Annotated in this window: 20 protein-coding genes, 1 pseudogene and 1 riboswitch; of the genes and pseudogenes, 8 read left to right on the forward strand and 13 right to left on the reverse strand. The window is 69.9% G+C overall.

The window, feature by feature from the left end; translation table 11 throughout:
• The first annotated feature begins 1 nt into the window (after position 1).
• The 3 genes from AC5RWU_RS00235 to AC5RWU_RS00245 are packed head-to-tail and all read left to right on the forward strand — an operon-like array spanning position 2 to position 3614.
• Complete coding sequence (locus AC5RWU_RS00235) at positions 2–1306, forward strand: NAD(P)/FAD-dependent oxidoreductase (protein WP_494030856.1); 1305 nt, start codon at positions 2–4, stop codon at positions 1304–1306.
• Positions 1307–1314: 8 nt separating this feature from the next.
• Positions 1315–2076 (forward strand): HD domain-containing protein, encoded by a 762-nt coding sequence (locus AC5RWU_RS00240; RefSeq protein WP_494030857.1) that lies wholly within the window; start codon positions 1315–1317, stop codon positions 2074–2076.
• Positions 2073–3614, forward strand: coding sequence for an aldehyde dehydrogenase family protein (locus AC5RWU_RS00245; protein ID WP_494030858.1), 1542 nt, complete (start codon positions 2073–2075; stop codon positions 3612–3614). Before AC5RWU_RS00240 ends, AC5RWU_RS00245 begins: the two co-directional genes overlap by 4 nt.
• A gap of 122 nt (positions 3615–3736) precedes the next feature.
• Here the strand turns inward: AC5RWU_RS00245 and AC5RWU_RS00250 are convergent, their stop codons facing one another.
• Positions 3737–4159, reverse strand: coding sequence for a VOC family protein (locus AC5RWU_RS00250; RefSeq protein ID WP_494030859.1), 423 nt, complete (start codon positions 4157–4159; stop codon positions 3737–3739).
• Positions 4160–4297: 138 nt separating this feature from the next.
• On the opposite strand from AC5RWU_RS00250, the gene AC5RWU_RS00255 reads away from it, so the two are divergent.
• Positions 4298–5083: a putative protein N(5)-glutamine methyltransferase gene (locus AC5RWU_RS00255; protein WP_494030860.1), complete on the forward strand. Its 786-nt coding sequence runs from the start codon at positions 4298–4300 to the stop codon at positions 5081–5083.
• Here AC5RWU_RS00255 and AC5RWU_RS00260 read toward each other — a convergent pair.
• The 3 genes from AC5RWU_RS00260 to AC5RWU_RS00270 all read right to left on the reverse strand — a co-directional run bounded on the left by AC5RWU_RS00260 (position 5080) and on the right by AC5RWU_RS00270 (position 9093).
• The gene (locus AC5RWU_RS00260; RefSeq protein WP_494030861.1) at positions 5080–6261 is read right to left on the reverse strand and encodes an acyl-CoA dehydrogenase family protein; all 1182 of its coding nucleotides are present in this window, start codon (positions 6259–6261) and stop codon (positions 5080–5082) included. The two genes, AC5RWU_RS00255 and AC5RWU_RS00260, sit on opposite strands and share 4 nt — an antisense overlap.
• On the reverse strand, positions 6254–8284 hold the full coding sequence (locus tag AC5RWU_RS00265; RefSeq protein ID WP_494030862.1) for a 3-hydroxyacyl-CoA dehydrogenase NAD-binding domain-containing protein: 2031 nt from the start codon (positions 8282–8284) through the stop codon (positions 6254–6256). Before AC5RWU_RS00265 ends, AC5RWU_RS00260 begins: the two co-directional genes overlap by 8 nt.
• Before the next feature lie 104 nt (positions 8285–8388).
• Positions 8389–9093 carry a TetR/AcrR family transcriptional regulator gene (locus tag AC5RWU_RS00270; RefSeq protein WP_494030863.1) on the reverse strand — a complete coding sequence of 235 codons (705 nt, stop codon included), beginning with the start codon at positions 9091–9093 and terminating at the stop codon, positions 8389–8391.
• 22 nt (positions 9094–9115) lie between these two features.
• Here AC5RWU_RS00270 and AC5RWU_RS00275 point away from each other — a divergent pair, with 22 nt between their 5' ends.
• Positions 9116–9448 (forward strand): hypothetical protein, encoded by a 333-nt coding sequence (locus AC5RWU_RS00275; RefSeq protein ID WP_494030864.1) that lies wholly within the window; start codon positions 9116–9118, stop codon positions 9446–9448.
• 53 nt (positions 9449–9501) lie between these two features.
• Here AC5RWU_RS00275 and AC5RWU_RS00280 read toward each other — a convergent pair whose 3' ends face one another.
• Positions 9502–10473: an NAD(+)/NADH kinase gene (locus AC5RWU_RS00280; protein WP_494030865.1), complete on the reverse strand. Its 972-nt coding sequence runs from the start codon at positions 10471–10473 to the stop codon at positions 9502–9504.
• A gap of 15 nt (positions 10474–10488) precedes the next feature.
• On the reverse strand, positions 10489–10704 hold the full coding sequence (locus tag AC5RWU_RS00285; RefSeq protein ID WP_494030866.1) for a hypothetical protein: 216 nt from the start codon (positions 10702–10704) through the stop codon (positions 10489–10491).
• Positions 10705–10931: 227 nt separating this feature from the next.
• Between AC5RWU_RS00285 and AC5RWU_RS00290 the strand changes: the two genes are divergently transcribed.
• Together AC5RWU_RS00290 and AC5RWU_RS00295 are read left to right on the forward strand one after the other, a co-directional pair.
• On the forward strand, positions 10932–12371 hold the full coding sequence (locus tag AC5RWU_RS00290; protein ID WP_494030867.1) for a GntP family permease: 1440 nt from the start codon (positions 10932–10934) through the stop codon (positions 12369–12371).
• Positions 12372–12526: 155 nt separating this feature from the next.
• The gene (locus AC5RWU_RS00295) at positions 12527–12661 is read left to right on the forward strand and encodes a hypothetical protein (RefSeq protein ID WP_494030868.1); all 135 of its coding nucleotides are present in this window, start codon (positions 12527–12529) and stop codon (positions 12659–12661) included.
• 89 nt (positions 12662–12750) lie between these two features.
• Here AC5RWU_RS00295 and AC5RWU_RS00300 read toward each other — a convergent pair whose 3' ends face one another.
• On the reverse strand, positions 12751–13242 hold the full coding sequence (locus tag AC5RWU_RS00300) for an FAD-binding oxidoreductase (protein WP_494030869.1): 492 nt from the start codon (positions 13240–13242) through the stop codon (positions 12751–12753).
• Between the two features lie 395 nt (positions 13243–13637).
• Positions 13638–14147, reverse strand: a pseudogene (locus AC5RWU_RS00305) (FAD-binding oxidoreductase); the annotation flags it as partial.
• A 142-nt stretch (positions 14148–14289) separates the two neighbouring features.
• A riboswitch (SAM riboswitch) is annotated at positions 14290–14412 on the forward strand.
• Between the two features lie 37 nt (positions 14413–14449).
• Here AC5RWU_RS00305 and AC5RWU_RS00310 point away from each other — a divergent pair.
• On the forward strand, positions 14450–15799 hold the full coding sequence (locus AC5RWU_RS00310; RefSeq protein WP_494030870.1) for an MFS transporter: 1350 nt from the start codon (positions 14450–14452) through the stop codon (positions 15797–15799).
• A 157-nt stretch (positions 15800–15956) separates the two neighbouring features.
• Here AC5RWU_RS00310 and bioD read toward each other — a convergent pair whose 3' ends face one another.
• From bioD to bioB, 5 genes are read right to left on the reverse strand one after another with little or no spacing between them, the layout of a single operon-like run.
• Positions 15957–16721 carry a dethiobiotin synthase gene (gene bioD / locus AC5RWU_RS00315; protein ID WP_494030871.1) on the reverse strand — a complete coding sequence of 255 codons (765 nt, stop codon included), beginning with the start codon at positions 16719–16721 and terminating at the stop codon, positions 15957–15959.
• Positions 16721–17845 (reverse strand): cytochrome P450, encoded by a 1125-nt coding sequence (locus tag AC5RWU_RS00320; RefSeq protein WP_494030872.1) that lies wholly within the window; start codon positions 17843–17845, stop codon positions 16721–16723. Before AC5RWU_RS00320 ends, bioD begins: the two co-directional genes overlap by 1 nt.
• Positions 17842–19056, reverse strand: coding sequence for an 8-amino-7-oxononanoate synthase (locus AC5RWU_RS00325; protein ID WP_494030873.1), 1215 nt, complete (start codon positions 19054–19056; stop codon positions 17842–17844). The genes AC5RWU_RS00320 and AC5RWU_RS00325 overlap by 4 nt, the downstream gene beginning before the upstream one ends.
• Positions 19056–20405, reverse strand: coding sequence for an adenosylmethionine--8-amino-7-oxononanoate transaminase (locus AC5RWU_RS00330; protein WP_494030874.1), 1350 nt, complete (start codon positions 20403–20405; stop codon positions 19056–19058). Before AC5RWU_RS00330 ends, AC5RWU_RS00325 begins: the two co-directional genes overlap by 1 nt.
• Positions 20398–21462 (reverse strand): biotin synthase BioB, encoded by a 1065-nt coding sequence (bioB, locus tag AC5RWU_RS00335; RefSeq protein WP_494030875.1) that lies wholly within the window; start codon positions 21460–21462, stop codon positions 20398–20400. Before bioB ends, AC5RWU_RS00330 begins: the two co-directional genes overlap by 8 nt.
• Positions 21463–21537 lie beyond the last annotated feature (75 nt).

The raw sequence follows: 21537 nt of genomic DNA on the forward strand, positions 1-21537 counted from the left end.
CATGGCTGCCACCGCAACAAGTACGACGGCGGCCCCCGCAGCCGCGGCCGGCGGCGCCGTGCGCACAGGGCTGCTGATCATCGGCGCGAGCCAGTCCGGCGTCCAGCTGGCGGTTTCGCTGCGGGGCCTGGGGTTCGACGAGCACATCACCCTGCTGGGTGACGAGGACCACCGGCCCTACCAGCGCCCGGCCCTGTCCAAGGAATTCCTGCAGGGAACCGTGGAGAGCGAATCCCTGATCTTCCGCTCCAATGAGTACTGGGACGAACACAATGTGGCCCTGGTCAAGGGCGAGCGCATTGTCCGGATCGACCGGGAGGAGGACGGCTCCGGAGTGGCGCACGCGGCCGCCGGCGCACAGTATCCGTTCCGGCGGCTGGCCCTGACCGTGGGCGCCCGTGCCCGCCAACTGGACCTGCCCGGCGCGGACCTGGACGGGGTGGTCTACCTGCGCAATGCCGATGACGCGCTGGAGCTGAAGGCCCGGCTGGACGGCGTCCGCGAGGCCGTGGTCATCGGCGGCGGGTTCATCGGGCTCGAAGCAGCCTCCAGCCTGCAGAAGATGGGCAAGTCCGTCACGGTGCTGGAGTACGGTCCGCGGCTGATCGGCCGGGCCGTGGGCGAAGAAACCAGCGAGTACTTCCTGCAGGCGCACCGGGACCGCGGCCTGGACATCCGGCTCAACGCCCGGATGAACCGGCTGGTGCCGGACGGCAGCCGGGTGGCCGGCGTCGAACTAGCAGACGGCACGGTGGTACCGGCGCAGCTGGTGCTGGTGGGCATCGGCGTGGTACCCAACACGGAACTGGCCGAACAGCTGGGCCTTGAGGTGGACAACGGGATTGTGGTGGACCGCCACGCCCTGGCCTCCGACGGCACCACGGTGGCGGTGGGGGACGTGGCAAACATCCCCAACCCGCTGCCCGGTGCTCCGGCCGGCGAGCGGATCCGGCTGGAAAGCGTGAACAACGCCATCGAGCACGCCAAGGTTGCCGCGTACTCGCTGATGGGCCGGCGCGAGGACTACGCCGGGATTCCGTGGTTCTGGTCCAACCAGGCGGATCTGAAGCTGCAGATCGCCGGGCTGACCCTGGGCTACAACCGGACCGTGGTGCGGCGCGACGAGGCGCGCGGCAAATTCTCCGTCCTCTACTACCGCCAGGGCCGGATCATCGCCGCCGACTGCGTCAATGCGCCGCTGGACTTCATGACGGTCAAGAACGCGCTGGCGAAGGGCCTGAACATACCCGCGGACGCCGCGGCGGATCCCGCCGTCGTCCTGAAAACCATCGTCACGGACGGCTAAGGAGCCCCATGAGCACCCCCGATACCCAGACCCAGCAGGACACCGCCCCGGCCTGGGCCGCGGCCGACGCCGGCGCGCATGCCGAGGATCCGCGCGCCCGCGCCTTCGCGGCGGCCCACCCGGTCCGGCCGGTTCCGGCCCCAGGCCCGGTCGACACCTCGCCGATCGCCGGAACACCGGCCTCCGGTGGACTGGACCCGCTGTGGAAGACGGTCGTGGCGGAGACCCGCACGCGCGGCAACGATATCCACCTGCCGATCTCGCTGGCGTACGCCGAGCGGCTCTGCCGCGCCTACCCCGACGCCGATGCCGAGCTGGTCCGCGTTGCCATCCTGCTGCACGACACCGGCTGGGCCCACGTGGACGAGTCGCGGATCATCTCCGAGGGATTTGCCGGGGACTGGCGCAAGGCCGCCATCCGGTACGAGCATGAGGCCGAAGGCTGCAAGGTGGCCCGCCGGGTCCTGCCCGGCCTCGGCTACTCCCCGGAGTTCATCGACCGGGTCTGCGAGATCATCGACGGGCATGACACCCGCCCGGTGGCCTACTCGCTGGAGGATGCGCTGGTCCGGGACGCGGACCGGCTGTGGCGGTTCGACCACGCGGGGATTGCGCTGGCCTCCTCCTGGTTCGGCATGTCGCCCGACGTCTACACGGACCGGCTGGCCGCGGAGATTGTTCCCGAACTGATTACCGAGGCCGCGGTGCAGATCGGCACCGCGGACCTGGCGCGCTCCAATGCGCTGCTCAAGACAGGAGTGATCCGATGACCACAGCTACCGAGGGCGCAGCCGTCGCTGCGGCACCCGGCCAGGTGCCGGCGTCGTCCGCCATCGAGGCCCGCGCCGCGCTGTCCCTGCCGTACACCCAGGTGGAGGACTTCTTCATCGACGGCGCCTGGACGCCGGCTGCCGGTTCCGACCGGAGCCCGGTGACGGACCCGGCCACCGGACAGGTCTGGGGCTCGGTGCCGGAGGGCACCGCACAGGATGCGGACGCAGCCGTCGCCGCCGCCCGCCGGGCCTTCGGCGGCGAATGGCCGCGGCTGGCTCCGTCCGAGCGCGCGGCCTACCTGCTGCGGATCGCGGACGAGGTGGAGAAGCGCGCCGCAGAGCTGTCACTGACCAACACCCTGGAGAACGGTTCACCGGTGTCGGAAACCGCCGGAGCTGCCGCGAACGCCGCGGGCATCTTCCGCTACTTCGCGTCGCTGGCCGGGTACCTGGAGCGCGACGACGTCCGCCCGTTTCCGCGCGGCGGCGGCGAGTCCGTGGTGCGCCGCGACCCGGTGGGGGTCTGCGCGCTGATCGCCCCGTGGAACTTCCCGATCAACCTGGTGGTCATCAAGCTGGCCCCGGCGTTGCTGGCCGGCTGCACGGTGGTGATCAAGCCGGCCTCGCCCACACCGCTGTCCATCCGGCTGGTCCTCGACGCCGTGGCCGCGGCCGGCGTTCCGGCCGGTGTGGTCAACCTGGTCACCGGCTCCGGCCGGCTGGGGGACGCGCTGGTGAAGCATCCCGGCGTGGACAAGGTGGCGTTCACAGGTTCGACGCCGGTGGGCCGCCGGATCGCCGCGGCCTGCGGCGAGCTGCTGCGTCCGGTCACGCTGGAGCTGGGCGGCAAGTCCAGCGCGATTGTGCTGCCGGACGCGGACCTGGACGCGATGTCCCAGGTGCTGGTCCGCTCCTGCATGCGCAACACCGGTCAGACCTGCTACATCTCCACCCGGATCCTGGCCCCCGCGGAACGGTACAGCGAGGTTGCGGACATGGTCACCGCCACCATCGCAGCCGGTCGGCAGGGCGACCCGCTGGACCCGGCCACCGTCTTCGGGCCGGCGGCCACCGAAGCCCAGTACCGGACCGTGCTGGAATACCTGGAGTCCGGCTATGCCGAAGGCGCCCGGGCCACCACCGGCGGGCGTGCCGCGTCCCTGGGCGGCGGGCTGGAGAACGGGTTCTTCGTGGAACCGACCGTGTTCACGGACGTCACGCCGTCGATGCGGATCGCGCGGGAGGAGATTTTCGGGCCGGTAATCTCCGTGCTGAAGTATTCCACTGTGGACGAGGCCGTGGCCCTGGCCAATAACACGGACTTCGGCCTCGGCGGGCTGGTGTTCGGGCAGGATCCGGACGCGGCGCTGGCCGTGGCGGACCGGATGGACACCGGGTCGGTGGGCATCAATTTCTTTGCCTCGAACCACTCCGCCCCGTTCGGCGGCCGGCACGACTCCGGCCTGGGCACCGAGTACGGCATCGAGGGACTCAACGCCTACCTGAGCTACAAGTCCATCCACCGGCGCAGCTAGTTACTTCCTGTGTCAACGTGAAGTGACCATTGGTCATCCGGCAGGGCCACACAAAGAGGACGACGGCGGCACTCGCGTGCCGCCGTCGTCCCTGTTGCGCTGTGGATACTCCTGGGCCTGGGTTACTGCTGGGCCTGCTGGCCGGCGATGTTGAACATCCATGGGATGCCGAACTTGTCGGTCAGCATGCCGAAGGTGTCTCCCCACGGTGCCTTCTCCAGAGGCATGGTGATGTCGGCGCCGTCGGACAGCTTGTCCCAGTAGCCGCGCAGTTCGGCTTCGTCCTCGCCGGTCAGCGCGACGGTGTGGTTGTTGCCGGGCATGTAGTCCATGCCGTTCGGGGTGTCGGCGGCCATGAGCGTCAGGCCGTTGTCGGTTTCGAGCATGGAGTGCATGATCTTGTCCTGCTCCGCCGGGTCGTCGCTGGCGTGGTACTCGCCGAAGGTGCTGCGGGTCAGTTCCCCGCCGAAGACGGAGTGGTAGAAATCCATTGCTTCCCGGGCGTTGTCGCGGAAGCCGAGGTACGGGTTGAGACGGGTGGCCATGAATCGTCCTCTCGTGGGCGTCAGGGTGACGGGTCTGATTATTGAACAGACGCGGCGGGTCCGGAAGGGGGCGAAATTCCGGCCGGGCTCTGATAGCGTTGCCGCCGATCGCCCGCGGGCCTACCGAAAGGCGCTCCCATGCCGGAACCGCCGCCACTTTGCTCCCCGTCCGCCATTATTTCCCGGCTGCGGGCCGCCGGCTGTGTCTTTGCCGAGGACGAGGCGCGCCTGCTCCTCTCCGCGGCACCGACGCCGGCCGGACTTGACGCCATGGTGGACCGGCGGGTGGCCGGCCAGCCGCTGGAGCACATCCTGGGCTGGGCCGAGTTCTGCGGCCTGCGGATCACGGTGGCGCCCGGCGTCTTCGTGCCGCGCCGCCGCACCGAGTTCCTCGTCCGGCAGGCGGCCGCCCTCGCCGGGCCGCAGGCAGTGGTGGTTGATCTGTGCTGCGGTTCGGGTGCAGTAGGCGCGGCGCTGGCTGCGGCCTGTCCCGGGATTGAACTGCATGCGGCGGATATCGATCCCGCCGCCGTGCGGTGCGCCCGCAGCACCCTCGGCGTCGCCGGCCGGGTGTATGAAGGGAACCTGTTCGAGCCGCTGCCTGCGCGGCTGCGCGGCCGGGTGGACATCATCGCCGCTAACACGCCCTATGTGCCCACCGGGGCGATCGGGACGATGCCCCCGGAGGCCCGCCTGCACGAAGCAAGGACGGCGCTCGACGGCGGCGCGGACGGCTTGGATCTCCAGCGCCGGGTGGCCGCCGCCGCGCCGCACTGGCTGGCCTCGGGCGGGTGCCTGCTGGTCGAGACCAGCCGGCTCCAGGCTCCGGTAACCGCCGGCATCTTCGCCCGCAGCGGGCTGGTTCCGCGGATTGCCAGGTCGGAGGAGCTGGATGCGACGGTCGTCGTGGGCCGGCGGTCCTAGGCGAAGGCGCTGTAGCCGGTAATGTCGCGGCCGATCAGCAGAGCCTGCACGCTCTCGGTGCCCTCGTAGGTGTGGAGGGATTCGATGTCCATCAGGTGGCGCACCACGTGGTTTTCCAGCAGGATGCCGTTGCCGCCCAGCATGTCCCGGGCGATCGAGGCCAGGTCCCGCGCCTTGCGGGTGTTGTGATACTTGGCCATCGAGGCCTGGACCGGATCCATGGTGCCGGCCGCATCCAGCTCGGCCACCCGGACGCAGTGCAGCTGCATGCTCGTCAGCTCCGAGAGCATGTAGCTGAGCCGCTCCTGGACCAGCTGGAACCTGGCCAGCGGCTTGCCGAACTGGACCCGCTGCCGGGTGTAGTTCAGCGCGGCCTCGTAGACCGCCGTCGCATGCCCCAGCGCGGACCAGGCGACCCCCAGGCGGGTGGCGACCAGCACCTTGGAGGCGTCCTTGAACGAGTGTGAGCCCGGCAGTACGTTCTCCGCAGGAATCCGCACGTCCGTCAGCCGGATCCGGGCCTGGTAGATCGCCCGCAGCGAGGCCTTGCCCGTGATGGTCTCCGCCTGGTAGCCGGGGGTGTCCTGCTCCACCAGGAAGCCGCGGACCGCGCCGTCGTCGTCCCTGGCCCAGACGACGGTGACGCCGCCGACGGAACCGTTGCCGATCCATTTCTTTTCGCCGTTCAGGACGTACTCGGCGCCGTCCCGGACAGCCGTCGTCTCCAGGGAGACCGAGTCGGAGCCGTGGTCCGGTTCGGTCAGGGCGAAGGCGCCGAACTCCTCGCCGCGCGCCAGCGGCTCCAGCCAGCGGGCCTTCTGTTCGTCGGAGCCGAAGTAGGCGATGGAGCGCAGGGCCAACCCGCCCTGGACCGCGACGATCGTGCCCAGCGAACCGTCGCCGCGGGAGATCTCCATATTGACCAGCCCGGCGGCCAGCGGGGACATTTGTTCCAGCCCCGGTACGGCCAGCCCGTCAGTGAGCAGGTCCAGGTCGCCCAGGCGCTTGACCAGGTGCAGCGGGTACTCGGCGCGGTCCCAGTAGTCGTTCATCTGGGGGAGGGCTTCTTCGGTGAAGGCGCGGGCGCGCTCCCAGACGGCACGGTCGGCCGCCGGGAGGGAGACGAAGACGCCGTAGTAGTCGGTGTCGAGCGGGATGGAGACGTCATAGTCAGGCATTGATGCTGTCCCTTGCTGTGCTTGCGAGCCGGTCCAGCAGCGGGGTCAGGCCGCCGGTGTGGAAGGGGTAGCTGGCGCCGAGGATCATGCACAGGTCGATCTGCTCCGGCCCGGCAACGACTCCCTCGGCGAGCATGTGTTCCACCTCGTCGGCCAACGCCGCGAGGATTCCGGTCCGGGCGGCGGCCGGATCGAAGCCCGCAGGTTCGGGCAGCAGGGCGCGGACCTCCCGCGGGACAGAGCCGGCGTCGTCCAGGTAGCCCGGCAGGCCTGCATCGACGACGGCGGCCAGGCTGGGACTGCGAAGGAACCGGCCCGGATAGGCGCGGTGCATGGTCTCGCAGATGTGCTGCTGGACCACTGGACCGATGAAGCGCAGCAGGGCCAGCGGCCTCATCGGCAGTCCCAGCGGATCCAGGACGCGGTCGACGGCGGCCGGGTCGCCGCCGGCGTCGATCAGTGCCAGGACCTCACTGAACAGCCGGGTCAGCAGGCGGTTGACCACGAACCCCGGCGTATCGCTGACCAGCACCGCCGTCTTGCGCAGACCGGCGGCCAGTTCGAAGGCTGTGGCCAGGCTGGCCTCGTCCGTGCGGGGCGTCCGCGCAATCTCCAGCAGCGGCAGCACCGCCACCGGGTTGAAGAAGTGGAAGCCGAGCAGCCGCTCCGGATGGGTCAGCCCGGCGCCCATCTCCTCGATCGACAGGGACGAGGTATTGGTCAGCAGCAGGGCATCGGGACGCAGAAGCGGCTCCACCTCGGCAAAGACCGCCTGCTTGACGGACAGCTCCTCGAAGACCGCCTCGATCACGGCGTCACAGTCAGCGAAGTCCGCCTTGTCCGTGGTGCCGGTGATGAGTCCGCGGATCTGCGCGGCGGCGTCCTCCTGCAGCTTGCCGCGGGCGACGTCCGCGGCAAGCTGGGTGTCCATCCACCCCAGCGCCGCATCCACGCGCTCGCGGGAGAGGTCGGTGATCAGCACCGGCACGCGCAGCTGCCGGGCGAACACCAGGGCCAGCTGGCTGGCCATCAGGCCGGCGCCGATCACGCCGACGGAGCGGACCGGGCGCGGCGGCACATCCGGCCTGCCGGCCGGGTGCTTGGCCAGCGACTGGGTGAGGTGGAAGGCGTAGATGCTGGCGCGGGCTTCGTCGGAGAGGAGGAGTTCGCCGAAGGTGCGGATCGTCGCCGCGTTAGGTTCTGCGGTGTCCTGGGCTCCGGTCTCCTCGGCTGCGGCGGTGATCAGGTCCAGCGCCCGGTACGGTGCGGGGGCGGCGCCGTGCAGCCGCTCGTCCAGCCGGACGCGGACGGCCTCCAGGGATTCCTTGGCGGTGTCCGTGGTCGTCCCGTCCCCAGCTGTCCGGTCCACAGTGCGGCGGCCAGCGAGGACGTCGGCGGCAAAGTCGAGGGAACTGGTCAGGAAGTTCGCGGCCGGCATTACTTCGTCCACCAGGCCCAGGCCTGCGGCCGCCGGTGCGGCGTGGTTCTGTGCGGCAAGCGAGTCAGTGACGACCAGCCGGGCTGCGGCTTCGGGGCCGGCGAGTGCCACGGTGCGCGGGATGCCGGCCCAGCCGGGGATCAAGCCCAGCCGGACCTCGGGGAATCCGATGGCCCGTACCGAATCGGCGGCCGTGCGGTAGTCCGCGTGGAGCGCCAGTTCCAGTCCGCCGCCCAGAGCCGCGCCGTTGAGGAAGGCGAAGGTCGGCACAGGCAGGGCGGCCAGCCGGGCAAAGACGTCCAGGCCGTGCCGGGCCACCGCCTCAGCCCGTTCAGGTGTCCGTGCCTCCACCATCTTCTTCAGATCCGCGCCGGCGCAGAACACTTTGCCCGCGCCGGTAACGGCCACCGCATCCACTGCGGAAGTGTCGACGGCGTCCAGCGCCGCGGCCAGGTTGTCCAGGGACGCCGGACCCAGCGTGGCCGGACGCCCGGCCTCGTTTGCCAGCGTCAGCAGCGCAAAACGGAAGCCGCCATGGTCCGCGAAGCTGGTGCGGACCTCGGTCACTGATTCTGCACTCGTCACTCGTGCCCCTTTGCTCAGGCGGCGGACCTTGAGGTGCCGGCCGCGCGGTCGCTGCAGAGACAGTATGTAGTGAAACCAAGTGTCAGGTCAATGGAAACGCAGTCTCATTTGCTCGGGTGGCTCCGATCCGCAAGCTGCTGCTCCAGGCGCCGGGCCAGTTCCGCCGGCGGCAGCGACCTGGGGAACACCGCCACGACCACGTCGTCCTGCGGCGGCCGCCCGCCGTCGTCGTTCGCCGGAAGGATACCGTAAAGCCGGCGGACGTCGTCGAGTGCGTCCTGCACCTCCGCGCCGGGCACCGGCCGCTCGCCGCGCATGAGCTCGCGCAGCATGAAGTTGTGCGTGCTGATGAGCGTGGCCGCGAAGCGGACCGCATCCAGCGGTGCAAGGCCGGGCAGCGCATCGCGAAGGTACTGGCCGAAGAGCCGCTCGTAGCGGAAGACGGTGACGAGCTCGCGGTCGCGCAGCGCCGGGACCGCGTTGACCACCCGGTACCGTTGCCGGGCGGTTTCGCCCTGCTGCGCGAAGTGATCGAACACCATGAGCGCCGCCCGGCAGACCGCTTCCCAAGGGTCATCGTGTCCTTCGGTCAGGAAGGCTTCCGCACGCTCCAGCAGTGTCTCGTGGTCCGCGAAGATGACATCTTCCTTGGAGTGGAACTGGCGGAAGAACCTGCTGCGGGAAATGCCTGCGGCTTCGGCAATCGCGTCCACGCTGGTGGCCTCATAGCCCTGGCTGACGAACAGCTCGAGTGCGGTTGCGGCCACGTCGGAACGGAACCGGGCCTGGGTCTCGGGGGAGTTTGTCACCGTTCCACGGTACGCTGTTGGGGTGAACCGCCGCCTTGTTGTCCTTGCCGGAATCCCGCTGATCGCCCTCCTGGCCGGCTGCGCCCAGGTTGAAGAGGCCGCCACCAACGCGGCCAGCAGCGCGGCCTCGGAGATCGCCACAATCGCCGTCGACGAAGCCAAGCGCCAGGTCTGCGCGCTGGTGGAGGACGGAATGGTCAGCGCCCAGGAGCAGCAGCTGTTGTCCGGGCTGGTGGATGCCGCCGAAGCGGCCGGTCTGCCCTCCGAGTTCTCGGTTCCGCTGCGGCAGATCGCCGACGCCGGCGACCAGGTTCCGGCCGCGTCGGTCGACGCCCTGGCTGAGGCCTGCGCCTAAGCCACTGAAGGCAACAGGCGGCACGGCGGCCGGGTGCCGCCGTCGTTCCTGTTTCAGCTCCGCAGATGGTCCGTCCGGGCCTTAAGGCGTTCCTCGATGTCCTCGGGCAGCAGTTCCCGCATCTGGGACCGGGTCAGGGGCAAGTCCATCAGGCTCAGCTTGATGAGCCCGCTGGCCACATGGCGCCGCGGGTTCAGCCGCACCACGGAGCCGGCGCCTGTCCGCAGTGAAATCTCCAGCGCCGCGCCCGTCCCCAGCTGGGCGACCATGTTGCCGTCGATCTCCAGCGCCGCCTGCAGGGTGGGTGCCGTCACGCTCAGCGCCAGGCAGTGGGCAGGGTCCAGGACCAGCGCGCGGCTAATGCCCGCCATCGGGGCCACGGGCGTGATCACGGTGGCCGTGACGCCGGGCGAGACGATGGGCCCGCCGGCGGAGTAGGTGTAGGCGGTTGATCCGGCCGGGGTGGAGGCGATGATTCCGTCCGCCTTGAAGTAGCCAAAGACCTCCCCGCCCAAGGTGGCCTCGGCAGCGACCACTCCGTGGCCCGGCATGCGGGTGATCACCGCGTCGTTGAAGGCCAGATAGTGCTTGGTTTCACGGCCTTCGGCCGCCGCCACGGCGATGTCCAGGGCATGGTGGGGCTCAATTGCGAAGTCCCCGCCCAGGAGCATGTCCAGTGCCGCCGCCAGGTCCGGCGGTTCGATTTCCACCAGGAAGCCGACATGGCCGTAGTTGACGCCCAGCACGGGCACCGGCCGGTCGGCCACCAGCCGCATGGCGCCGAGCATGGTCCCGTCTCCGCCCAGGCTGATGACCGCTGAGACGGCGTCGGGGAAGTCCGCCTCATCGATCCGCTGCCAGTCCGCCGGCAGCCGTGCTCCGTCGCGGGGCAGCCCCGCTACGTCCATGCCGTGCGCCCGGGACCATTGGTTGATGCGCTCCAGGGCCTCGTCCACGGGCCTGGCCGGGTGCAGGACGACGCCGATCCGGCGTCCCTTGAGCGTCGTCGCGGAATCGTTTGCCATGGCCGGTCCTGGCGCTCAGGCGCCGGTGGTCGTGGATGTGGCGGCCACGCCGAAGATGAAGCCGACGATGGGTACCAGGAAGGTGAAGCCCAGCAGGATGGACACGAGTCCGAGCACCATGGAGGTAATGCTGGCGCCCTTGGTCTGGGCTGGCTGCACGTACACCGGCTGGTACATGGCGGCTGGCTGCGGTTGGTGCGGCGGATCCGGGTACTGGTACTGGCTGGACATGGCTCCCCTTGGGTTCCGGGCGGCGGCAGGCGTGGTCACTTCCACCCTAGCGCGCGGCCAGCGGGCGGACAGAGGTTATCCCAGTCCGGCGCCTGCGTCGTAATGCGTCCACCAATTTGCATTGTGGTCTGCATCTCATAATATGGGCAGGCGTTGTGCCTCCCGTCACAACCCACGACACGTCCACAAGCCTTCGGTGCAGGAGGCCACAATCGAGCGGAATCCTCATGTCTGATATCGCCATCCTGATCAACACGGCGGTGGCAGTGCTTGCCACTGTTGTGCTGATTGTCCGGTTCAAGGTGAACCCGGTCATCTCGCTGGTCATCGGCTCCGTCTACCTGGGCCTGTCGGCTGGACTCGGGGTCACGAAGACGGTCGAAACGATCACCGGCGGCTTCGGCGAGATCATGATGGAGGTTGGGCTGCTCATCGCCTTCGGCGTGCTGATGGGTTCGATCCTCAACGAGACCGGTGCCATCCGCCGCCTGGTCGAGCAGTTGCTGCGCGTCTTCGGCGCCAAGGCGATGCCATACAGCATGGGCGTGGCGATGGGCACGGTGCTGCAGTCCATTTTCGTGGACGTGATGATTGTGATCTCAGCGCCGCTGGCCCGCAAGCTGGCGCCGAAGATCGGCAGGTTCGGCACGGCCAGGCTGGCCACGGCGATGGCGATCTCACTCGAGTGCGGCATCGTGTTCATGGTTCCCGGCGTCGGTGCCCTGGCCCTGGCCGGCGTGCTCGGGGTGTCCTTGGGGAAGATGCTGCTGTTCGGTCTGATTATCGTGGTGCCCACGGTGGTGATCGCGATCGCGATCATGACGTTCCTTTTCCGCCGCGGATTCTGGAAGCCTGAATCGGACGAGAACGACGACTTCGCCGACGAACTGGAGCAGGACGCCGGCGGTGACTCGCGGGCAGGACGTCCGGCACCGGCAGGGGGTGCCGCGCCGACCGCTGACGACGCCGACGCCCTCCGCCCCGCGACAGGCGCCGTGGCGCTGGCCGAGCGGGAGCAGCAGGAAGCGCCGCTGCTGCTGCTCTTCGCCCCGCTGTTCACTTCGCTGCTGCTGATCGCCGCCGGGGCGGTGCTGGAGATCGCACAGATCGAAATCGCCTGGCTCCAGCTGCTCGGCTCTCCTGTGGTGGCACTGCTGATCGGCCTGATCGGCACGGCCGTAGTGGCCCACTACACCATCGGCCAGAAGCGGGTGGAGGAAGCCATCTCCACCGGTTTCAAGGAGAGCGGCCAGATCCTGTTGCTGACCGGCGTCGGTGGATCGCTCGCCGCGACCGTGGCCGCCGCCGGGCTGGGCGACATCCTGGGCGGTTTCTTCTCCGCCAGCACCGTTGCCCCGCTGCTGGTGGTCTGGGGAATCGCGGCCCTGCTGCACATCGCCGTCGGCTCCGTGACGCTCTCGGCGATCACCGCGGCCGGCCTGCTGGCTCCGGTCGCCGACGCGATCGGTCTGGATCCGGTGCTGATCGCGCTGGCCGCCGGCGCTGGCTCTCTCTTCATGGTCCATGTCACCTCCAACACCTTCTGGCTGCTGCAGTCGCTGCTGGGCCAGACTGTGCGGGGTGCCCTGAAGACGGTGAGCGTCGGCGTCTCCGTGGCCTCGGTCGTCGCAATCCTGCTGATCCTGCCGCTGAGCCTGGTGCTCTGACAGGGCCACCGTTGGGACCGGCCAGCCCCGGGAACTGAGGAAGAACAGGATGCGGTCGGGAACCCGTTGCATCTGTGCAGAACCGGCGTATTGTTCAATTCGGGACGGCGCGGACGGCACACGCAGCCCCCTGGAATCCGCCGTTGGAGAGCACCATGCCTGACAAGACCCCGCACCGGGACGAACACAAGAAACCGACCAAATCCATCAAGCAGCGCCGCGCGGAGAAGCGGGCCAAGGGCGCCACGGATGCGTCCGCGGATCCGGTCGCCCGCATGAAGAAGCGCTGAGGGCAGCCGGCACCGGCTGAACCGCACAGAAGCCCGACGGCGGCACTCCGGCGAGTGCCGCCGTCGGACTTTGACGGGAAACCGCTGCTTTAGATCGCCTTGCCTGGGTTGAGGATGTTCAGCGGGTCCAGGGCCGCCTTGATGCGGTGCTGCAGTTCGCGGGAGAGGTCGCCGACCTCGGCGGTGACCCAGTCCTGCTTGAGCAGGCCGACGCCGTGCTCACCGGTCAGCGTCCCGCCCAGGGACCGGGCGAGTTCGAACATGCGTCCCAGCGCCTCCTTCGGGGCGCCGGTGGTGATCGACTCCCCGGGTTCGACGACGATCATCGGGTGCAGGTTGCCGTCGGCGGCGTGGGCAATCGTGTAGATCCTGACCCCGGTGTCCCGGGAAATCTCCTGGATGCCGGTGACGATCTCGGCCAGCCGGTTCCGCGGCACGCCGACGTCGCCGATGGAGGTGCGCCCCAGTTGTTGGAGCGACGGGATCGCATCCCGGCGTGCCTGCACCAGCGCTTCCGCCTGGACCGGGTCCTGGGGGACGAAGACGGATTCGGCGAACGGTTCGATGGCCTTGAGCACCACGTCGCGCTCGATTTCGGCACCGAAACGTCCGTCTGGGCCAGCAGGAAGGCACCGCCGCGCTGCCGGTGGTCCGTGCCCGTGGCCAGATCGATGGCCCCTAGGGTGGGTCCGTCGACCAGTTCCAGTAACGCCGGGGTGGCCCGCGCGGCGACGACGGCGGAGGCCGCCGCGGCTGCGCTTTCAACATCGCGGAAGTAGGCGGCGACGGTCGCAGTGGCCACCGGCATCGGCCGCAGCCGTAGGGTCGCCTCGACGACGACGCCGAGGGTGCCTTCGGAGCCGATGAACAGGGCGTTCATGTCGTAGCCGGTCACGGCCTTAATGGTTTCGGTGCCGGTAACCAGCACGCGGCCGTCGGCCAGGACAACTTTCAGGGCCAGGACGGACTCGCGGGTCACGCCATACTTGGCGCAGCGCATGCCGCCGGCATTGGTGGCGATATTGCCGCCGATGGAGCAGTAGAGCGTGCTGGCCGGATCCGGGGCATAGAAGAGTCCGAATTCGGCGGCGGCCGCGTTCAGTTCGGCGTTCAGGACGCCGGGTTCGACGACGGCGAGCTGCTCCACCGGGTCGATGCGCAGGATCCGGTTCATCCGGCTGACGTCCAGCACGATCTCCCCGGCCTGCGCCGAGGCGCCGGCGGCCAGGCCGGTGCCGGCCCCGCGGGGCACCACCGGCAGCCGGTGGGCGCTGGCCGCGCGGAGGGTATCCACCACATCCTGGAGGGACTCGGCCAGCACGACGCCGTCGGGCAGCGTCGGGGGCACATAGCCGGAGCGGTCGGTGCGGACGAGTTCAAGGTCGGCGGGATCCCGGGTAAAGCGGGGCAGCGCGGCGAAAGCGTCGGGGAGATCGGGAACCAGATTGATCGACATTGATGCGTCCTCGCTTGGATGTGCCGGCATGGAGTCCACATTCCTACGACCTGCTGCAGGGCACAAGCCCCTAGCACGGTCCGGTTTCCGAATCGAAAGTGTTGCGAAGCATTACCGTCAGGGACGGCGGATTTTGCAGTGTGACGGACCTGCCCTGCAGAATCGGTACCAGAATCAAGAGTTCCAGCCACAAGGCCCTGGCCGGCTGGACGGCAACCCTCGCCGCTGTAGTGGGGTGCCCCAGGTGACGATTCGACGCGGACCCGGCGCAGGATCGGGCGCGTAAGTATGGCGCATCGTTCCGCGGGCGCCGCGAGCCTTGAAGGTCCACCATGACTGCAACACTGCCCGCTGTCGGGGAGCGCCCTGAGAGCATCGGTACCCACATCGCCCGCAAGAAGCGGGTGCTGTCCTCCGCGTTCGTCGGCACCACTATCGAGTGGTACGACTTCTACCTCTACGGCACAGCCGCCGCGCTGATCTTCAACCAGCAGTTCTTCCCGTCCTCCACGCCGATCGGTGGCATCCTGGCCTCCTTCGCCACCTTCGCGGTGGGCTTCTTCGCCCGCCCCGTTGGCGGCATCGTGGCCGGCCAGCTGGGCGACCGGATCGGCCGCAAGTCGCTGCTGGTGATCTCGCTGCTGACCATGGGCATCGCCTCCACGGCGATCGGCCTGCTGCCGACCTTCGCGCAGGCGGGCTGGTTCGCCGTCGTCGGCCTGGTGCTGCTGCGCCTGCTGCAGGGCCTGTCCGCCGGCGCCGAGTGGGGCGGTTCCGCCCTGCTGTCCGTCGAGCACGCGCCGAGCCACCTGCGCGGTTTCTTCGGCAGCTTCACCCAGATCGGCTCCGCCGCGGGCATGCTGCTGGCCACGGGTGCCTTCGCGGTGACCCAGTCGGTGCTGGGCGCCGAGCAGTTCGCCGCCTTCGGCTGGCGCATCCCGTTCCTGCTCTCCGCCGTGCTGGTGGTGGTGGGCCTGGTGATCCGCCTGGGCGTGGATGACGCACCGGAGTTCAAGGAACTCAAGGAGGAGAAGCAGGTGGAGGCCTGGCCGGTCAAGCGAGTGCTGCGCGAACACCCGCGGGCCATCCTGATCACCATCGGCCTGCGCCTGGCCCAGCCGGCACTGTTCTTCCTCCTCACCGTCTACATCCTCAGCTACCTGAAAGAACGCCGCGACGACAGCGCCGCCGGCCTGACCGCCATCCTGATCGTTTCCGCGCTGGGCATCATCTCCGGCCCGTTCTGGGGCTGGCTCTCGGACAAGGTGGGCCGGCGCCGGATCGCCGTGAGCAGCGCCGTCGGCATAGCCGCATTCATCTGGCCGTTCTTCTGGTTCCTGGATAATGGGCCGCTGGTGCTGCTGCCGCTGGTGATGATCGTGGGCATGAACCTGCTGCACGATTCCATCTACGGACCGCAGGCGGCCTGGTTCGCGGAGCAGTTCCCCGTGCACCTGCGCTACAGCGGCGTCTCCTTCGGCTACCAGGTGGGCACCGTGCTCTCCGGCGGCCTGACCCCGTTCATCGCCGCGTCCCTGCTGGAGCTGGGCGGCAACGAGCCGTGGCTGATCTGCGGCTACCTGGTGCTGCTGGCCGGCCTGACCACCTGGGCGGCGCTGGCCGCGAAGGACCCGGCCGTCCAGGAGCGGGCGGCGCTGGCAGAGCGGCGCGTCGCCGCCTGACGCCCTCAGGCTCGACGCCGGCACTCGGGTTCCCCCGGCAGACGGAACCTAAGTGCCGGCGTCGTCATTTAATGCACCTTCCCCTCCCGCTGACTTTGCGCGAAACGCACGAATGGGCGCTTAAATGAACGTGTGCTGCGGAGTGAACGGGGGCAGGTCAGCGGGAGGGGGCGAGCCCACTGAGCCATTGCGGGGCGAGGCTTTGGAAGACGCGGGGCTCCAGAGCGGGCGCGCCGGCGGGGATGGCACCGGCCAGCGGCACGTGCAGGCCGCGCAGGTACTCGGCATTGCTGGCTTCCACCTCGTCCGGTTCCTCGGGCCACGCGCCGATCACCACGCCCGCCACCGCCAGCCCGCGCCGGTCCAGCGCCTCCAGTGTGAGCAGGCAGTGGTTGAGGGTTCCCAGGCCGCTGCGGGCGACGACGATGACGCCTACGGTCAGGGCGGATGGCGGGTCGGAGCGGGTGCCGGCCCCGCCGCTGAGGTCCGCCGCGAGGTCCGCCAGCGTATGCCTGGCCGAGTCCAGTTCGACCAGCAAGCCGCCGGCGCCCTCCACCAGCACGTGGTTGTGGGTTGCGGCGAGCTGCCGGATCCGGTCCACATGAACCTCCAGGCCGGGCAGCCGGGCGTCCTCGCGGAGGGCGGCGGCCACCGGGGCCATCGGTGCCCGCAGCCGGGCGCCGTCGGAAACCGCCGCCAGGCCGGCCAGGCGCCGCACTTCGTCCGAGTCGCCAGGCTCGCCGTCCTCGACTCCGGTTTGGGCCGGCTTGTAGGCGGCCACCGTCCGGCTGCCCCATGCCGGCGAGGTGAGGGCGGCGGCCAGCGCTGCCGTCGTCATGGTCTTGCCCACCCCGGTGTCGGTGCCGGTGACCACCACGATCCGGGGAAGCCCGGGTGCTCGTGCGGCCGGGGAAGCGGGCATCAGGACCGCCCCGCCATGGCCGGCCGGGACCCGGCGGTTCCCGTTGCGGTTCCGGTTCCGGTGCCGGTGCCGGTGACGGTCACGGCCAGCGGTGCCTGGAAGGACAGCAGCCGCAGCCATTCCGGTTCGGGGCCGGTCAGGACCAGGTCCGGCAGGGCGCGGGCGGTTTCCTCCAGCACCAGCACCGTCTCGAGCTCCGCCAGGCGGGCGCCGAGGCAGCGGTGCAGCCCGTGGCCGAAGGCCAGCGAATACGCAGTGGGGCCGGCGCCGGCCGGATGGTGGCCGCTGAGTTCGAGCAGGATCTCCGCGCCGGCAGGCAGCGCGTGTCCGTCCAGCACGGTGTCCCGGGCGGCCGCGCGACGCCAGGTGAACACGGAGGATTCCGTTGCCAGCACCTTCTGTACCACCGGTCCGGCTTCCGCGTCGCCGGCCGCCAGCCGCCGCCACAGCTCCGGGTCCTCCAGCGAGCGGTACAGCGTGGTGGCGATCAGCTGGGCGGTGGTTTCCTGCCCGGCGATCACCAGGAAGTATCCGAGCGAGCAGATCCGGGCGGCATCCACCCCCGCCCGGTGCAGTACCCCGAACAGCGAATCCGTGTCCCGGCTGGCCTCAACTGCGGCGCGCAGCCAGCCGTAGAACTCGGCGGCGGCGGCGGCCAGTTCGGCCTGGCGCTGTTCGTCCGGCCAGCCCCAGAACAGCTCCAGGGAGTCGCGGCTCCACCGTTTCAGCTTGTCCAGGTCCGGGCAGTTGAGGCCGATCAGTTCCTGCATGATGACCGGCGGGATGTGCTTGGCCACCAGATCGGCCAGGTCTACTGGTGCGTGCGCCAGTCCGGCGGCGGCCGCGTCCGCCCGCTGGCGCGCCAGTTCGCGGATCCGCGGTCCCAGCGCGGCGACTTTGGCGGGGGTGAAGAAGCCGGCTACCAGCTTCCGCACGCTGCGGTGGTCCTCGCCGGTGGCGGAGGCCAGCACGGGCGGCAGGGCGAAGCGCGCGCGGCTGAGGATCCGCAGCGCCGCCGGGCCCAGCGGCACGACGGCGGTCAGGGCGTTCGTGGGCACAAAGTCGTCCGTCCGGCGCAGGACCTCGCGGACCTGGTCCGGATCCTTGACTACGTGAAAATTCATGCCCGTACCGCCTGTTCTGCCTGGGTCGTTTGTTCCGCCGGGATTTCGTGTTCAGCCCGTACCGGCTGTTCCGCCCGGACGGCATCGGCCACGAGCCCGGCGGCGCGCACCGTCTGTTCCGCCGCCAGGTCCGCCCGGGCCGTCAGCCGCAGCCGTGAAATGCCGTCCGGCACGCTGGGCGGACGGAAGCAGCCCACCAGCACGCCCGCCGCCTCCAGCCGCGCGGCGATCCGCACCGCCGGCCCGGGCCCACCGACCGGAACCGACTGGACCGCACCCGCCGCACGCTCGATCCCGCAGATTCGGGCAATGACCGCGGCGTTGCGGGCGACGGCCGCCGGCAGCCCCGGTTCGGCCAGGATGATCCGGCAGGCCTCGGCAGCCGCGGCGGCAGCGGCCGGGGCGAGCCCGGTGTCGAAGATGAACGGGCGGGCGGTGTTGACCAGGTGCTCGCGCAGCAGGGCAGGCCCCAGCACCGCCCCGCCCTGCGCTCCGAGGGCCTTGGACAGGGTGGCGGTGAGCACCACGTGTTCGCGGCCGGCCAGCCCTGCGGCGTGGACCAGTCCGCGCCCGTTCCCGGCCACGCCCAGCCCGTGGGCCTCATCGACCACCAGCAGCGCGTCGTACCGCGCCGCCAGGGCGGCGGCTTCGGCCAGGGGAGCGGCGTCTCCCAGCACCGAGTAGATGGACTCCAGTACGACGACGGCGCGCGGCTGGGTGCGTCCGGCCAGCAGCCGTTCCAGTGCGGCCAGGTCCGAGTGCGGGCAGATTTGCACCGGTGAGCGTGAGAGCCGGGCAGCGTCCACGAGCGAGGCGTGGATGTGCTCATCGCTGATGATCAGCGTGCCGGGCCCGCCCAGCGCGGTGAGGATCCCGAGGTTGGCGGCGTACCCGCTGGAGAAGACCAAGGCGGATGGCTGGCCGGTCAGCGCGCAGAGCCGTTCCTCCAGCTCCACGTGCACGGACTGGGTCCCGGTCACCACGCGGGAGGCCCGCGCCCCGGTGCCATGGTGCTCCACGGCAGCGATGGCGGCGGCCTTCAGCCGCGGGTCCGTTGAGAGGCCCAGGTAGTCGTTGGAGGCCAAATCCAGCAGGTTTCCGGCCGGCTGTTGTCCGCCGGCAGCACCTGCCCGCACCGTGGTGCGCCGGACCAAGCCCCGGCTGATCCGCACGCGTTGCCGGTCCGCCAGCCAATCCTGCAGCGTGCCCATCAGCCGTGCACCTGCGCGATGGCGGCGGTGAGGGCTGCGCCGATGGCTGCGACGTCGTCGTCCTCGGTCAGGTAGGGAGGCATGGTGTAGACCAGGTCGCGGAAGGGCCGGACCCACACACCGTGTTCCAGCGCGGCGCGGGTCAGCGCGGGCACGTCTACGGGCCGGTTCAGCTGGATGACGCCGACGGCACCGAGGGTGCGCACGTCCCGGACCGGATCCAGGCCGTTCGCCGGCGCCAGAGCCGCGGCCAGCCCGCGGCCGACCCGGTTCACCTGCCGCTGCCACCCGCTGGATTCGAGCAGCTCCAGGGAGGCATTGGCCACCGCGCAGGCCAGCGGATTGGCCATGAAGGTGGGCCCGTGCAGCAGTGCCCGGAATTCGGAAGCCGTGACGGTGTCCGCAACCTCGGCCGAGCACAGCACCGCGGCGAGCGTGAGGTAGCCGCCGGTCAGCGCCTTGCCCACGCACATCACGTCCGGGGCCACCCCCGCCCATTCGGCGGCGAACAGCTTCCCGGTGCGGCCGAAGCCGGTGGCGATCTCATCGAAAATCAGCAGCAGGCCGTACCGGTCCGCGGCCCGGCGCAGGGCGCGCAGGCACTCCGGGGCGTAAACATGCATGCCGCCGGCCCCCTGCAGCACGGGCTCCACGATGATCCCGGCCAGCTCGCGGTGATGCCGTTCAACCGTCTCCTCCAGCAGCGCAGTCCAGGCCCCGACCTCAGCGGCATCGGCGACCAGACTTCCGTCTTCGGCAAGCCGGGCCGCCGGAGGCCTGGGCAGGAAGTGCTGCTGGGCCACCAGCCCCGGAAAGGCGGCATGCATACCGTCCACCGGATCGCAGACACTCATCGCGGCGAACGTGTCCCCGTGGTAACCGCCGCGCAGGGCCAGGAACCGCTGCCGGCCCGGCCGGCCGGCGGCCGCCTGGTACTGGACGGCCAGCTTCAGTGCCACCTCCACGGAGACCGACCCGGAATCGGCGAAGAACACATGCCGCAGCGGCTCCGGGGCCAGCCGGACCAATGTCTCGGCCAACTGCACGGCCGGTTCGTGGGTCAGGCCGCCGAACATCACGTGGCTGAACCGCCCGGTCTGCAGCCGCACCGCCTCGTCCAGGACCGGGTTGCGGTAACCGTGGATCGCGCACCACCAGGAACTCATGGCATCGATGGCCGTAAAGCGCGCGCCGTCCGCGGCCTCCAGCTGCAGGCGCACCCCCGACGCGCCTGTGACGGCGTAGGGGGCCGGCCCGTCCAGCGGAGCGTAGGGGTGCCAGAGCAGACCCCGGTCGCGGACGGCCAAGGTCGCGGTTGCCGCCGGCGGCAGGCCCGCCGGGCTAGGCATTGGGTGCCAGCTCCGTTCCGGCGCCGCGGCGGCGGATCGCAATCTCGCCGGTCAGGGCAGGGTCAGCGTCGGCGTCGTCCGCGCCCAGGACCACGAAGCCGGCGTCGGCGATCATGGCCAGGTCCGCCTCGGCGGACTGTCCTTCGCTGGTCAGGTAGTCGCCCAGGAAGAGGGAGTTGGCCACCTGCAGCGCCAGCGGCTGCAGGGACCGCAGGTGCATCTCGCGCCCTCCGGCCATCCGCAGTTCCTTGTCCGGGCAGACGAAGCGCACCATGGCCAGGATGCGCAGGCACTGGGCCGGGGTGAGCAGCCAGGTGCCCTCCAGCGGGGTGCCCTCGAACGGCATCAGGAAGTTCACCGGAATGGAGTCGCTGTCCAGCTCGCGCAGCGCGAAGACCGCGTCCACCAGTTCCTCGTCCGTCTCGCCCATGCCCACGATCAGCCCGGAGCAGGGGGACAGGCCCGCGCTCTTGGCATACTCAACGGTGCGCACGCGGTCGGCGTATTCATGGGTGGTGCAGATATCGCGGTAGTTGGATTCGCTGGTGTTGAGGTTGTGGTTGTAGGCGTCGACGCCGGCGGCTTTCAGCCGGTCCGCCTGGCCGTCCTTGAGGATGCCCAGGCAGGCGCACACCTCGACCTGCGGATGCTCGTCCTTGAGCCGCTCCACTGCGCCGGCCACCCGCTCCACGTCCCGGTCGGTGGGGCCCTTGCCGCTGGCGACCAGGCACACCCGCGAGGCTCCGCCGCCGATCCCCATCGCGGCCTGCCGCACCGTCTCGTCCGGCTTGAGCCAGGTGTACTTGAGGATTTCCGCGGCCGATCCCAGCCGCTGCGAGCAGTAGGTGCAGTCCTCCGGGCACAGCCCCGACTTGAGGTTCACCAGGTAGTTCACCTTCACGGTGTTGCCGAAGTGCGCGCGCCGCAGCCGGGCTGCTGCGGCCACGAGGTCCATCAGCTGCTCGTTGGTAGAGTGCAGGACGGAAAGTGCGTCTGCCCGGGTTGCCTGATCGCCGGCCAGCAGCCGGTCCGCTATCTCATTGAATGAATTGAACACCGTTCAATAGTCGGCGGGCCCCTGCCGGTTGTCAATAGTGAAGCCGGAGCCAGACGCGAACGTGAAGGAGCTTGC

The sequence above is a fragment of the Arthrobacter sp. B0427-1-12 genome (assembly GCF_059092905.1).

What these genes read in the sequence shown, in the direction of transcription:
- AC5RWU_RS00235 (WP_494030856.1), top strand. Translation starts at nt 2, where the DNA reads ATGGCTGCCACCGCAACAAGTACGACGGCGGCCCCCGCAGCCGCGGCC.
- AC5RWU_RS00240 (WP_494030857.1), top strand. Translation starts at nt 1,315, where the DNA reads ATGAGCACCCCCGATACCCAGACCCAGCAGGACACCGCCCCGGCCTGG.
- AC5RWU_RS00245 (WP_494030858.1), top strand. Translation starts at nt 2,073, where the DNA reads ATGACCACAGCTACCGAGGGCGCAGCCGTCGCTGCGGCACCCGGCCAG.
- AC5RWU_RS00250 (WP_494030859.1), bottom strand. Translation starts at nt 4,159, where the DNA reads ATGGCCACCCGTCTCAACCCGTACCTCGGCTTCCGCGACAACGCCCGG.
- AC5RWU_RS00255 (WP_494030860.1), top strand. Translation starts at nt 4,298, where the DNA reads ATGCCGGAACCGCCGCCACTTTGCTCCCCGTCCGCCATTATTTCCCGG.
- AC5RWU_RS00260 (WP_494030861.1), bottom strand. Translation starts at nt 6,261, where the DNA reads ATGCCTGACTATGACGTCTCCATCCCGCTCGACACCGACTACTACGGC.
- AC5RWU_RS00280 (WP_494030865.1), bottom strand. Translation starts at nt 10,473, where the DNA reads ATGGCAAACGATTCCGCGACGACGCTCAAGGGACGCCGGATCGGCGTC.
- AC5RWU_RS00285 (WP_494030866.1), bottom strand. Translation starts at nt 10,704, where the DNA reads ATGTCCAGCCAGTACCAGTACCCGGATCCGCCGCACCAACCGCAGCCA.
- AC5RWU_RS00290 (WP_494030867.1), top strand. Translation starts at nt 10,932, where the DNA reads ATGTCTGATATCGCCATCCTGATCAACACGGCGGTGGCAGTGCTTGCC.
- AC5RWU_RS00295 (WP_494030868.1), top strand. Translation starts at nt 12,527, where the DNA reads ATGCCTGACAAGACCCCGCACCGGGACGAACACAAGAAACCGACCAAA.
- AC5RWU_RS00310 (WP_494030870.1), top strand. Translation starts at nt 14,450, where the DNA reads ATGACTGCAACACTGCCCGCTGTCGGGGAGCGCCCTGAGAGCATCGGT.
- bioD (WP_494030871.1), bottom strand. Translation starts at nt 16,721, where the DNA reads ATGCCCGCTTCCCCGGCCGCACGAGCACCCGGGCTTCCCCGGATCGTG.
- AC5RWU_RS00320 (WP_494030872.1), bottom strand. Translation starts at nt 17,845, where the DNA reads ATGAATTTTCACGTAGTCAAGGATCCGGACCAGGTCCGCGAGGTCCTG.
- AC5RWU_RS00325 (WP_494030873.1), bottom strand. Translation starts at nt 19,056, where the DNA reads ATGGGCACGCTGCAGGATTGGCTGGCGGACCGGCAACGCGTGCGGATC.
- AC5RWU_RS00330 (WP_494030874.1), bottom strand. Translation starts at nt 20,405, where the DNA reads ATGCCTAGCCCGGCGGGCCTGCCGCCGGCGGCAACCGCGACCTTGGCC.